The organism is bacterium (genome assembly GCA_024742285.1).
In the GTDB taxonomy this organism is placed as follows: Bacteria; Myxococcota_A; UBA9160; order UBA9160; family UBA4427; genus UBA4427.
Map to the genome: position 1 here is coordinate 333319 of JANSYR010000001.1, position 12760 is coordinate 346078.

The following is a 12760-nucleotide window of genomic DNA, read 5'->3' on the forward strand; positions in this document are numbered from 1 at the left end:
CCTTCCGTAACGCAGGCCCCATTCGCGCGCGCGTCCTGATAGAATCGAGTCCGGAGGACGAAACGATGGATGCCCTCTCGCAGATGCCGGTCGTCGACGTGGATTCCCACTGGACCGAGCCGCCCGACCTCTGGAGCTCGCGCGCGCCCGCCAAGCTCAAGGACCGCGTCCTGCGCGTCCACCGGACCGACGACGGCGTCGAGCAGTGGATCATCGAAGACGGCCAGGTCATGGGCTCGGTCGGCTACTGCTCGATCCGAAAGGACGGGTCGAAGACCCAGGCCTCGATCGCGATGGACTCCTTCGAAGAGGTCCACCCGGGCGCGATCGACGTCGAACCCCGCCTCGCCTACATGGACGAGCACGGTCTCGCGATCCAGATCGTCTATCCGAACATCCTCGGCTTCGCCGGCAACCTGCTGATGCGCGTCGAGGACGAAGAGCACCGTGCGTTCTGCGCGACGGCCTACAACGACGCGGCTGCGGAGATGCAGAAGGCCTCCGGCGGACGGCTCTACCCGCAGGCGATGCTGCCCTTCTGGGACGTCCCGGCCGCGATCCGCGAGCTCGAACGCGCCCAGGACGACCTTGGCCTGACCGGCGTCGTCCTGACCGACAGCACCGACGACTGGGGCCTCCCGTCTCTCGGCGACCCCCATTGGGATCCGCTCTGGGACGCACTCCAGTCGCGCGGCATGCCCGTCAACTTCCACATCGGGGGCGGCGGCGGTCCCATGAAGCTATGGGGCACGTATCCGCCGGCGCGCGCCTTCGCCGCGCTGTCGACGATGGCCCAGATGGGCAACCTCGTCTGCATCACCAACCTGATCTATAGCGGCGTGCTCGATCGCTTCCCGAGCCTCAAGTTCGTTTCGGTCGAGAGTGGGATCGGCTGGCTCCCCTTCCTGATCGAGAGCCTCGAGTACCAGTACGACGAGAACGGCGTCGACGACCTGAAGCTCCGGCCGATGGACTACTTCCGGCGACAGATCTACGGCTCGTACTGGTTCGAGAAGAATCCCGCGCCGGCGATCGAAGCGCTCGGCGAGGACAACCTCATGTTCGAGACCGACTTCCCCCACGCGACGTGTCTCTATCCGGGGGTCCAGGACACGATGCGTCAGAGCCTCGCGGGACTCGACGAGCGCGTCCAGCGCAAGCTCCTCTACGAGACCGCGGCCCGGGTCTACCAGATCGACGTCGGCGTCTAGCGAAGACGGAGCGCGCGGAGCACGGCGTCCGCGTGGAACGCGAGATAGCCGCTCGAGAGGTGCTCGAGATCCGGCGCGAGCCGATCATGGAGCGCAGGGAGTGCGTGGTAGGGCACGCCCGGACTCGCGTGATGCTCGGCGTGGTAGGGCATGTTCCACATCAGCGTGCGAACGAGCGCGTTCGTGCGGATCGTCCGGGTCCGATGGATCTGGCTGCCGTCGTTCGGCAGCCCCGTGTGCTCGGGCATGAGGTAGAAGCCGAGCAGGAGATGCGCGATCGGCCACGCGAGCAGCGCGAACGCCACCGCGGGCGAGTTCACCGCCGCAACCCCGACCGCCGCGAAGACGAGGAGCGCCGCGCGACTCTCCCACACGACCCGATCCGCGCGCGTCTCCCGGATGAAGGGAAAGAAGCGACGCCAGAGACCGCGCGGCAGGAGCGCGCAGGCGATCGTGAAGCCGAGCTTGCCGACCATCAGGAACTGACCGCTCACGAGGAAGAGGTAGCTCAAGGGATCTCGCGGGTAGCCGTCGAGGAGCGCCGGCGCGCCGGAGATCTCGGGATCCTGCTCGAGATCCTGGGTCGAGCGGTGGTGTTCCCAGTGGAACTCGCGAAAGAAGCTCGGCGCCTGGAGCATCGCCAGCGCGCCGAGCCAGACCCCGACCTCGTTCGCGGTGCGCGAAGCGAAGGCCGTCTGATGCCCTGCTTCGTGAAGCAGCGGGAAGAAGGTCAGGACGCAGACGCCGAGGAGCGAGACCGCGACCCAGCGGAGCGGATCGTTCGCCTCGGCGAGTTCGAGCGTCGCAAGCAGGCAGGCGACCGTCGCGACCCCCTGGACGCCGAGGTGGATCACCGCGGGCGCGTCCTTTCGCGCGATGGAGGAGCCGTCGTCCGCGGTCGTCGCCATGGGTGCAGGATACCCGGGGCCTGCCTCGACGCGGTGGAGCAAATGGTTGCGCTTCGCCTAACGAAGGCAGTGCGAAGGACGGCGCCCCAGGGGCAGGCGCCGAATCTCAGTCCGGGTTCCGCTGCTGCTTCCGGCGAGCGCGTCGCGCGTGCAGGATCGGCTCGGTGTAGCCCGAGGGCTGCTCCGCCCCCTGGAAGACGAGATCGTACGCGGCGAGAAAGGCCTCGCCCGTGTAGTCGGGGGCCATCGGCTCGTAGGCGGGATCGCCGGCGTTCTGCCGATCGACGACCTCGGCCATCCGCTCGAAGGTCGCGCGGACCCGGGCTTCGTCGACGACGCCGTGCCGAAGCCAGTTCGCGATGTGCTGACTCGAGATGCGGCACGTCGCGCGGTCCTCCATCAGACCGACGTCGTGGATGTCCGGCACCTTCGAGCAGCCGACCCCGTGATCGACCCAGCGGACGACGTAGCCGAGAATGCCCTGCGCATTGTTCTCGATCTCGGCGCGAACCTCCTCCGCGGTCCAGGACGGAGCGATCGCGACCGGAATCTCGAGGAGCTGATCGCGCGTCGCGCGAGGACCTCCGGCGCGGAGCACCTCCTGACGCGCGCGGACGTCGACCCGGTGATAGTGGGTCGCGTGAAGCGTGGCGGCGGTCGGCGACGGCACCCAGGCACAGTTCGCTCCCGAGCGAGGATGGCCGACCTTTTCTTCGAGCATCTGGGCCATCCGATCCGGCGCGGCCCACATGCCCTTGCCGATCTGGGCTCTGCCGAGGAGACCGCAGGCGATCCCCGTATCGACGTTCCAGTCCTCGTAGGCCGAGATCCAACGCTCCGCCTTCATGTCGCCCTTTCGGACCATCGGTCCGGCCTCCATCGAGGTGTGGATCTCGTCTCCCGTCCGATCGAGGAAGCCCGTATTGATGAAGGCGATCCGGGCCTTCGCGGCACGGATGCACTCGAAGAGATTGAGCGTCGTGCGCCGCTCTTCGTCCATCAGTCCGATCTTGACCGTGTCGTGCGGTAGGTCGAGGACGCCCTCGACCCGGGTGAAGACCTCGTCCGCGAACGCAACCTCGTCGGGGCCGTGCATCTTCGGCTTCACAACGTAGATCGAGCCGGCCGGCGAGTTCATCCGCTCACCGTCGAGATCGCGCTTGGCGGCCAATACCGTCACGAACGCATCGAGGAGGCCCTCCGGGACCTCCTGGCCGTCTCGATCGAGCACGGCGGGCGTCGTCATCAGGTGCCCGACGTTCCGGACCAGGAGAAGCGAACGCCCGCGAAGCGTCCGCGTCTCGCCGTCGCGTCCGACGTAGGTCCGGTCGCTCGCCATCGCCCGGACGAAACGCTCGCCGCCCTTCGCGACTTCGGTCGTGAGCCGTCCGGTCACGAGGCCCAGCCAGTTCCGGTAGCAGGCGACCTTGTCCTCCGCGTCGACCGCCGCGACCGAATCCTCGCAGTCCATGATCGTCGTCGCCGCGGACTCGAGAAGAACGTCGCTCACGTTCGCCGGATCGCCTCGTCCGACGTCGTCCTCGGCGTCGATCCGGATCTCGAGATGGAGTGCGTTGTGCCGGAGCACGAGGGAGCTCGGAGTCTGCGCATCACCGGTATGCCCGACGAAGAGATCCGGCGCCTCGAGCGCGACCGATCCCTCCGCGCCGCGCACGGCGACCTCGAGCCCGGCCGGACCGACCGCAAAACCGATCGCGTCCGACCAGGACGCCCCCACGAGCGGAACGACCTCGTCGAGGAAGGTCCGGGCCCAGGCGATCACGCGCGCACCCCGCGCCGCGTCGTAGGGCCCCGGCGGCGGAAGGTCGCCCAACGCATCGGTCCCGTAGAGCGCATCGTAGAGCGAGCCCCAGCGCGCGTTCGCAGCATTGATCGCGTAGCGCGCGTTCGAGACCGGCACGACGAGCTGCGGCGCGGGGATCCGCGCGACTTCGTCATCGACGTTCTCCGTCGTGATCGCGAAGGCGTCGCCCTCGTCGGCCAGGTACCCGATGGACTCGAGGAAGGCGCGGTAGGCGGCGTCGTCGTGGGGCTTGCCTTCGCGGTCGCGGTGCCACGCGTCGATCCGCGCCTGGAGCTCGTCGCGCCGGCGCAGGAGTTCGCGATTCCGCGGTCCGAACTCGTGGATCAGGGACGAGAGCCCCGCGAAGAAGCGACCGGTCTCGACCCCGGACCCGGGCAGCAGCTCTTCGACGAGGAAGGCATGGAGGATCGGATCGAAGTGGAGGTCGGCCACCTCGACGCGGTCGGGTGCGGGCATGGCAGTCGGGTCTCCAGGGCGTGCGGACGACGGTGTAGCACCGATTCCTAAAAAAAGTGACTTGTCACTTTCTTTTTTCGGGCGTACCCTGTCGGCCATGGAACCCCTCGAAGTCCCTCGGACGCCAGCGCGCCGGCCGAGCCAGGCCCGAAGCCTGCGGACCCGGGCTCGCCTCCTCGAAGCGACCGTCGAGGCCCTCGTCGAGCTCGGATACGCCGGGGCCAAGACGACGGAGATCGCCGACCGGGCCGGGGTCAGTCAGGGCGCGCTCTACAAACACTTCCCGACCAAGCTCGACCTGCTGGACGAGGCCCTCGGCCATCTCCTCTCGCGACTTCGGCGGCGCTTCGACGATCGATTCTCGTCGGACCCCGAACGGGAGACCGATCCGGCCGGCAGCGTCTTCCGACACCTGTGGAGCGTCTTCACGTCGGCGGAGCTCCAGGCTGGCTTCGAGCTCTATCTCGCCGCGCGCACGGATGCGGCCCTCGCCGAGCGCGTCGTCCCGGTGATCGAACACCACCGCACACGGATCAGCCACCGGGCGCGGATCCTCTTCCCGGAGGCCGCACGGCGGGACGAGAACTTCGACGGCGCCGTCCAGGCGCTCGTCAGCACGCTTCAAGGCGCCGCGATGGTCGGCGCGCTGCTTCCCCCCGAGAGCGAGCTCGCTGAGATCCAGCAGCGCTCGATCGAACGCATGGTCCGCGCCGAGTTCGGGCGGATGAGCCCGACGAGGAGCCCCGCATGACGATCACCGTGACCCCGACCGACCAGGCCTGCGGCGCTTTCGTCGAAGGCGTCGATCTCTCCCGCGAGATCGCCCCGGAGACCGTCGCCGAGATTCGCGCGGCCTGGCTCGAGCACCACGTCCTCGTGTTTCCCGACCAACGACTCACGGACGAGGACCTGGAGCGGTTCGCGCTCGACTTCGGCCCCTTCGGCGAGGATCCCTTCTTCGAGTCCATCCCGGGCCATCCGCACGTCGCTGCGATCGAGCGCAGGGCCGACGAGACGACCTCGATCTTCGCCGAGACCTGGCATACGGATTGGAGCTTCCAGAAGAATCCGCCGATCGGAACCTGTCTCTACGGAATCACGATCCCTCCGCGGGGCGGCGACACGCTCTACGCGAACCAGCACCTCGCGCTCGAACGGATGCCCGAACAGATGCGCGCGCGATTCGAAGGGCTGACGGCGATCCACTCCGCGCGCCTGGGCTACTCGAAGGACGGCATCTACGGCGACGTCGAGTCGGACTCCGACCGGAGCATGAAGATCGTGGCCTCGGACGAAGCCCTCGAAGAAGAGTCCCATCCCCTCGTTCGCGCTCACCCCGAGACCGGTCGCCTCGGGATCTTCGGCGCCCCGCTCTCCTACATCGTCGGATTCGAGGGCGTCGGAGCGGAGGAGAGCACGCAGCTCATGAAGGACCTCCACGCCTGGCAGACCCGCGAGGAGTTCCTCTATCGCCACGCCTGGCAGAAGGACATGCTCGTCCTATGGGACAACCGGAGCGTCCTCCACCGCGCGACCGGCGGCTACGAAGGCCACGATCGGCTACTCCATCGGACGACGATCGGCGCGCCGATCGCAGAGGATGCCTGACCGACCTTCGCCCAGACCTTCGCAGGAGGAGCCGAGGATCCGCATGAATCTCGATCCCGGATCCAGCACGACCGTTCTCGTCCACTACTACCGCGCGATGGTCGGGCGGGCGGATACCTGGCGCGTGCGGATGGACACGACGACCCACTGGGCGATCGGTGCGACGGCGGCGTTGATCTCGTTCGCCCTCGGCGCGCCCGAGATCCCCCACTACGTCGTCTTCTTGGCGTCCTTCCTGACCTTCATCTTCCTGCTCCTGGAAGGAAGGCGGCTCGCCTTCTACCACCTCTGGCAGCAGCGCGTCCTCCTCCTCGAAGAACACTTCATCTCCCGGGCCACCGCGCCGGCGGCCACGCGAGACGGCGAGATCGACCTCGACGCGCTCCACCGTGCGCTCGCGCCCCATCTCGGGCAGACGGTGCCGACGATGTCGCTTCGCAAGGCGATGTCGCGACGGCTCCGGCGGGTGTACGTCTACCTCTTCCTGTCGCAGGTCTTCGCCTGGATCGTGAAGCTGGCGATCCATCCGTCCTCGGCCGCCTCTTTCGACGAATGGCTCGCGCGCGCCTCGGTCGGTGCGATCCCGGGCGCCGGCGTCCTCACGCTCGTGATCGGCATCATGCTCGTCGGCGCCGTCCTCGCCGCCTTCGGCGGTGGCCCCTGGTCGAAGGACAAGACGCCGCTCTAGCGAGCGCGAACCGCACGACCGAACGCGCGCACGTCCTCCAGGAAGAAGTCGGGATTCTCGAAGGCCGCGAAGTGGCCGCCGCTCGGCGCCGCGGTCCAGTGGACGATGTCCGTGTAGCGCCGCTCGGCCCAGACCCGCGGTGTCTGCAACATCTCGCCGGGATAGCGGCAATAGCCGACGGGGACGTCGACCTGGCCGCTCCAGGGATCCGCCGCGTAGTTGCCCGCGCGCATCGACTCGCAGTAGAGGCGCGAAGCGGAGTGGGCCGTCTCGGTGAACCAGTAGAGCGCGACGTTCGCGAGCACCTGATCCTTCGTGAAGCCGTCCTCGAGGCTGGCGTCACTCCAGGACTCGAACTTCTCGAGCTGCCAGGCGAGGAGCGCGACCGGCGAGTCGTGCATGCCGAAGGCGAGGGTCTGGGGCTTCGTTCCCTGGATCGCGCTGTAGCCGGTCCCGTCGGCGACGTTCGTAGCGGCACGCGAGAACGCTTCGAGCTCCTTCGGCGTGACCCCCTCCCAGACGTCCGGCGCGCTCATGTCGGTCGGCAGCGCGAAGAGCATGTTGAAGTGCGCGCCGATCACGTGCTCGGCGTGCGCCTCGGCGAGTCTCCGCGTGATCACGGCGCCCCAGTCCCCGCCCTGCGCGAGATAGCGCGCGTAGCCGAGCTGCTGCATCAGGTCGTCGATCGCGGCGGCGGCGCGGTCGACGTGGAAGCCGGCGGTCCGCGTCGGACCGGAGAAGCCGTAGCCCGGGATGTGCGGACAGACGACGTGATAGGCGTCCTCGGCGGCGCCGCCGTGGGCCGATGGATTGCGAAGCGGTTCGATGATCTCGAGGAACTCGACCACGCTCCCGGGCCAGCCGTGGGTGATGAGGAGCGGCGTGGCCCCCGGCTCCGGCGACGGCGCGTGCAGGAAGTGGATCCGCTCGCCCTCGGCGGTCGCGATTCCCTGCTCGTAGGCGTTGAACTTCGCCTCGACGGCGCGCCAGTCGAACGAAGTCCGCCAGTGCTCCGCATAGGCCTTCACGGTCTCGAGATCGGCACCGTAGCCCCAGCCGGCGTCGGGGAGCGTCTCGGGCCAGCGGGTGCGCGACAAGCGCTCGGTCACGTCCTCGATCGCGGCGTCGGGAATGGAGGCTTCGAAGGGTTCGATCGACACAGGATCTCCTGGTTGCGCGCCTCGGCCGGCGGGGCGCGAATCGCGGAGCCCGAGCATAGGGATTTCGAAGCCGAACTGGCTCCCTCGCTCCGGGCGTGGAAACGTTCCGGCTCGCGAGGAGGAAGCCATGGATCGGTATCGAGTGATCGTCTGGGGAACGGGCTTCGTGGGTCGAAGCGTCCTACGGAACCTGATCACCCATCCCGCCTACGAGGTCGTCGGCGTCCTCGTGAATGATCCGGGCAAGGACGGGCAGGACATCGGCGAGCTGACGGGCCTGCCGGCCGCTGGACTGAGCGCCAGCCGGGACGTCGACGAAGTCCTCTCCCGTGCGGCGGAGGCGGTCTGCTATTTCGGGCCGAGCGCCCTCCACATGGAGACGAACCTCGCCCACCTGACGAAGTCGCTTCGCGCCGGCAAGAACGTCGTCGAGACGACCGTCGGTGCGCTGCAGAATCCCGAGCGCGCGCCGGCTGCGATCCGCGACACGATCGAGGCCGCGTGCCGGGACGGCGGGACGACCTACTTCTCGGGCGGCATCGATCCCGGCTTCGGGAACGATCTCCTTCCCCTCACGCTGCTGGGACTCTGCGGGCGCGTGGACCGCGTCCACACGACCGAATACCTGGACGCGGGCTCCTATCCGGATCAGGAGAGCCTGGCGTCGATGGGACTCTGCTCCTCCCTCGAGGATGCGGCGCTCCTCGATTCACCCGGGCTGATGACGTCGATCTGGGGTGGACCGCTCTACATGATCGCCCAGGCCCTGGGTGTCGAGGTGACCGATACGGTCGAGCGCTACGAGCGATGGGCAACGCCCGAAGCCATCGACTTCGAGATGGGGCGCGTCGAGGCGGGCTGCGCCGCAGCTCATCGGATCCAGCTCTCCGGCGTCGTCGGCGGAGACGAACGGATCGTGATCGACCACATCCACCGCGTCGTTCCGGATGTCGCCCCGGAGTGGCCGCGGCCCGCCTCCGACCCGGCCCACGCCAACCGCGTCGAGGTCACCGGCAGCCCGAACATCGTCCAGGAGACCGTGCTCGCCGACGAGTTCACCGGCGACGGCAATGCCGGCGGCTGTCTGGCCACGGGCATGCGCGCGGTCAACGCGATCCCCGCCGTCGTCGCGGCGAAACCGGGGATCGTCTCGACCCTCGACCTCCCCCTGATCGCCGGGCCCGGCGGAATGGGTCACGCGAAGCCGCTCTCTCCGCTGGGCTAGGCCTGCCAGACGAACACCTCTCCACCTTGTCCGAGGAGCGCGGTCCCCGGAAAGACGCGCAGTCGCCACGGATCGAAGCGCAGGACCGAGAAGCTCTCGACTTCCGGTCCCGTCCAGCCGGGAATGATCTTGGGGTCGTAGCCGAGGGGCTCGGGGAGCTCGAGATACTTGTCCCAGGCCCAGCGGCGCGTCTCGAGATCGAAGTGCCATTCGGCGGCACACTCGGCGACGCAGGTATCCTGATCGGGCGCCCAGTAGTTGATGCTGACGTAGGGGCTGTGTTCGAGATGCCCGCGCTTGATCGGCGTGGCCGCCGTCGCCACCCAGCCGACGAGTCGCTCGCCGTCCCACTCCCAGAAGGGGTGGAGAACGCGGCTGCGCGGGCGGTTTTTCGCGTCGATCGTCGCCACGCTGGCCCAGACGATCCGATGCGCCATGGCCTGGAAGGCCAGGGCCGTCTCTTCGAGGGTGCTCATCTCGCGATTCTCCTTGTCCTCGACTGAACGTCGCTCAGCTCGCCTCGAGCGCCAACCGGGTCGGACCGCGCACGAGGAAGGAATCGACCCACTCGCGCGGCTCGGGCGTGCGCGTACGGTCATCCAGATGAGGAAGCAGGGCCTCGATCGCGCAACGGGCTTCGAGCCGCGCCAACGAGCTGCCGAGACAGAAATGCTTGCCGAAGCCGAAGCCGAGGTGGCCCTGGACGCGCCGGTCGACGTCGAAGCGGTCGGGATCGGCGAACTGACGCTCGTCCCGATTCGCGGAGCCGAGGAGCGGCGCGACCATCGCGCCCTTCGGAATCCGCACGCCCCGGATCTCGGTCTCGCGCGTCGTCTGCCGGAAGACGATCTGGACCGGCCCGTCGAAGCGCACGCCTTCTTCGATGGCGCCTTCGATCCGCCGCGGGTCCGCGCAGAGCTTCGCGCGCTCCTCGGGATGGTCGAGGAGCGCGTTCACCGTGTTGCCGATCAGGTTGGTCGTGGTCTCGTTGCCGGCGATGAGGAGCACCATCACGAAGGTGACGATGTCGTAGTCGCTGAGCCCCCGGCCGTCCTGGACGGCGACGATCTGGGAGATCAGGTCGCCCTGGGGATTCGCCCGACGCGCCTTCGCGGTCTTTCGCAGGTAGGCGGCCATGTCGACGAACATGTCGACGAACGGCTTGGCGAGTCGGTCGGCCCGCCCTTCGTTCGTCGAGATGCTCTCGATGACCGTATCGGTCCAGCCCTTGAAGGTCGCCAGCATCTCGGGCTCGATCCCCAGCAGCTCGGCGATGATCGTGACCGGCAGCGGCACCGCCAGGTCCTTCACGACGTCGAAGCGCTCGCCGCGGGCGAGCGGCGCGACACACCGGGCCGCGACCTCCCGGACCCACGGCTCGAGACTCGCGATCCCCCGCGGCGTGAAGCCGCGATTCACGATCGTGCGCATCTCCGCGTGCTCGGCGCCGTCCTCCATGATGAGGCCCCGCGCGGTCCCGAAATGCTTCGGATGCATGCGCGCCTTGAGCGCGACCAACCCGATGAAACGGATCACCCGCCAGGAGAGGTCCGGCGGCCCCTCGACGCCGCCTTGCATCAACATGATCCGCATGCCGTGGGACGAGAACGTCTCGTGCTCCTTCAATACGTGCAGGACGTCGTCGTAGCGGGAAACACACCAGACGTTCGCCTCGGGCGCGAAGTGGACCGGCGCCTCGTCGCGCAGGCGCCGATACGCACCGTAGGGGTCGGCACGGAGCGCGGGATCGAAGGGCTCGAAGCGGAGGGTCATCGCAATGGAACCTAGCGTCGGTTCGAGCATGACCCAGCCGAGTCGAACGAGAGAGACGCAGCTTCGGACGCCGACTATCCTGGTGCGTGTCGAACCCTTCGACTCCCGGTCGCCTCGAGGATTCCGTCCCCGAGGAGGGCTCGACGGAGACCCACTCGACACGGCGCCACACGATCGTGGCGACGCGCCCGACGATCGCGGAGAACGCACGAGATCGGGGTAAGGCCGGCCGTCCGGGTCGCCGTTAGGAGGCTGTATGAAGATCTGCCCGCTCGGTGAGTCGCCCGACCTCGGTGTCGTTCCGGAACAGATGCACGCTTCACTGATCCGCCCGGAGCGCTACGGCGAGCCGCGCGTCGCGTTCGCGCAGGAAGTCGTCGACACGCCGAAGCCCGGCCCCGGCCAGGTGCTGGTCCAGATCATGGCGTCGGGAATCAACTACAACAACGTCTGGGCCGCCCTCGGCACGCCGATCGACGTGATCGGCTCGCGCCAGCGTCGCACGGGCGACACCGATCCCTTCCACATCGGCGGCTCCGAGGCCTCCGGTGTCGTGTGGGCTGTGGGCGACGGAGTTCGCGAACGCGAGGTCGGCGACGAGGTGATCCTGAGCTCCTGCCACTGGGACGAGGGCGCCCCCGACATCCGCCTCGGCACGGACCAGATGACGAGTACTTCGCAGACCGTCTGGGGCTACGAGGACAACTTCGGCTCGTTCGCGCAGTTCTCCGTCGTGGACGAATACCAGTGCATCCCGAAGCCGCCTTCGCTCACCTGGGAAGAGGCGTCGTGCTTCATGCTCACGGGCGCGACCGCCTATCGCCAGCTGCACGGCTGGGAGGGACACACCGTCCGACCCGGCGATCCGGTCCTGATCTGGGGCGGCGCCGGCGGGCTCGGCTCGATGGCGATCCAGATCGTGGCGGCGGCGGGCGGCAAGCCCGTGGCCGTCGTGTCCAGCGAGGACAAGTTCGACTACTGCCGGAAGCTCGGTGCGGTCGGGGTGATCAACCGGAACGACTACTCCCACTGGGGCCGCCTGCCCGACCTCGACGACGCCGAGGCGATGAAGCCCTGGATGACCGAGGTGCGGCGGTTCGGCAAGGCCTTCTGGGACGCGCTCGGCGAGCGCAAGAACCCGCGAATCGTCTTCGAGCATTCGGGCCAGGCGACGATCCCGACCTCCATCTATCTATGCGACAACGGCGGAATGGTCGTCGTCTGTGGCGGGACCAGCGGCTACAACGGCGACGTCGATCTGCGCTTTCTCTGGATGCGACAGAAACGACTGCAGGGATCACACTTCGCGAACGTGCAGCAGTGCCATGCAATCACCCACCTGATCGCGGCCGGCCACGTGGATCCCTGTCTGAGCTGGACGGGCGAGTTCGCGGAGGTCGGCGAGGCCCACCAGCTGATGCGGGACAACATCCATCCCCACGGCAACATGGCGGTGCTGGTCAACGCGCCCCGCAAGGGGCTCAAGACGCTCGCCGACCACCACGGCTGACCCGCCACGATGGACGGGCCGGCCGAAGGCCGCCCGCGCAGGGCGCCCCTTTCGCTGGACGTCGCGCGCGATCACGACCACGCGGCCCGGCTCGCGCTCCGCGCGCGAGAGCTGGAGCCCCAGAACCCCGTCGTGCAAGACGGTCGCGTCCGGCGCGCATGTCCATGGATCGTGCCGCTTCGACGCGCGAGGCGTCGCGCTCCCAGGGTAAAGATCCCGCGTGGCTGGACGATAGACCGGGTGTCTCATGGGTTCGTCGCCACGCCCGCCCGAGGGCCGGACGTCGGCCCCGAGACCGCTTCACGAAACGGCAAACCTGCGGAAACGCAGGGGCGCAAAGCCAGTTGCCCTCCCGGACTTGATCCGCGGGTCGAACGGCTGTCGAAGGAGCTCCCG

11 protein-coding genes and 1 riboswitch are annotated in these 12760 nt (G+C 68.2%); of the genes, 6 read left to right on the forward strand and 5 right to left on the reverse strand.

The genetic code is table 11. From position 1 onward, the window contains the following. Nucleotides 1-65: 65 nt before the first annotated feature. On the forward strand, nucleotides 66-1211 hold the full coding sequence (locus tag NXI30_01495) for an amidohydrolase (GenBank protein ID MCR9092866.1): 1146 nt from the start codon (nucleotides 66-68) through the stop codon (nucleotides 1209-1211). Here the strand turns inward: NXI30_01495 and NXI30_01500 are convergent. Then, a complete protein-coding gene (locus NXI30_01500) occupies nucleotides 1208-2119 on the reverse strand; it encodes a fatty acid desaturase (GenBank protein MCR9092867.1) in 912 nt (303 codons plus the stop codon). The genes NXI30_01495 and NXI30_01500 overlap by 4 nt on opposite strands. Before the next feature lie 106 nt (nucleotides 2120-2225). Further along, nucleotides 2226-4400 (reverse strand): malate synthase G, encoded by a 2175-nt coding sequence (locus NXI30_01505; GenBank protein MCR9092868.1) that lies wholly within the window; start codon nucleotides 4398-4400, stop codon nucleotides 2226-2228. Nucleotides 4401-4497: 97 nt separating this feature from the next. Between NXI30_01505 and NXI30_01510 the strand changes: the two genes are divergently transcribed. Genes NXI30_01510 through NXI30_01520 form a run of 3 tightly spaced genes read left to right on the forward strand, consistent with a single transcriptional unit; the run spans nucleotide 4498 to nucleotide 6696 of the window. Further along, on the forward strand, nucleotides 4498-5151 hold the full coding sequence (locus NXI30_01510; GenBank protein MCR9092869.1) for a TetR/AcrR family transcriptional regulator: 654 nt from the start codon (nucleotides 4498-4500) through the stop codon (nucleotides 5149-5151). Beyond that, on the forward strand, nucleotides 5148-6008 hold the full coding sequence (locus NXI30_01515; GenBank protein MCR9092870.1) for a TauD/TfdA family dioxygenase: 861 nt from the start codon (nucleotides 5148-5150) through the stop codon (nucleotides 6006-6008). Before NXI30_01510 ends, NXI30_01515 begins: the two co-directional genes overlap by 4 nt. A 43-nt stretch (nucleotides 6009-6051) precedes the next feature. After that, nucleotides 6052-6696 carry a DUF2270 domain-containing protein gene (locus tag NXI30_01520; protein MCR9092871.1) on the forward strand — a complete coding sequence of 215 codons (645 nt, stop codon included), beginning with the start codon at nucleotides 6052-6054 and terminating at the stop codon, nucleotides 6694-6696. Here NXI30_01520 and NXI30_01525 read toward each other — a convergent pair. Next, nucleotides 6693-7856: an epoxide hydrolase 1 gene (locus NXI30_01525; protein MCR9092872.1), complete on the reverse strand. Its 1164-nt coding sequence runs from the start codon at nucleotides 7854-7856 to the stop codon at nucleotides 6693-6695. The two genes, NXI30_01520 and NXI30_01525, sit on opposite strands and share 4 nt — an antisense overlap. Nucleotides 7857-7983: 127 nt before the next feature. Here NXI30_01525 and NXI30_01530 point away from each other — a divergent pair, with 127 nt between their 5' ends. Beyond that, entirely contained in the window at nucleotides 7984-9081 is a 1098-nt protein-coding gene (locus NXI30_01530) for a dihydrodipicolinate reductase (GenBank protein ID MCR9092873.1), read from the forward strand. On the opposite strand, the gene NXI30_01535 is transcribed toward NXI30_01530, so the two are convergent. Together NXI30_01535 and NXI30_01540 are read right to left on the reverse strand one after the other, a co-directional pair. Continuing rightward, nucleotides 9078-9557 (reverse strand): pyridoxamine 5'-phosphate oxidase family protein, encoded by a 480-nt coding sequence (locus NXI30_01535; protein ID MCR9092874.1) that lies wholly within the window; start codon nucleotides 9555-9557, stop codon nucleotides 9078-9080. The two genes, NXI30_01530 and NXI30_01535, sit on opposite strands and share 4 nt — an antisense overlap. 34 nt (nucleotides 9558-9591) lie before the next feature. Beyond that, nucleotides 9592-10854 (reverse strand): cytochrome P450, encoded by a 1263-nt coding sequence (locus tag NXI30_01540; GenBank protein ID MCR9092875.1) that lies wholly within the window; start codon nucleotides 10852-10854, stop codon nucleotides 9592-9594. Nucleotides 10855-11110: 256 nt separating this feature from the next. On the opposite strand from NXI30_01540, the gene ccrA reads away from it, so the two are divergent. Next, on the forward strand, nucleotides 11111-12364 hold the full coding sequence (ccrA, locus tag NXI30_01545) for a crotonyl-CoA carboxylase/reductase (GenBank protein ID MCR9092876.1): 1254 nt from the start codon (nucleotides 11111-11113) through the stop codon (nucleotides 12362-12364). A 299-nt stretch (nucleotides 12365-12663) separates the two neighbouring features. Then, nucleotides 12664-12750: riboswitch (cyclic di-GMP riboswitch) on the forward strand. The last annotated feature ends 10 nt before the right edge of the window (nucleotides 12751-12760 follow it).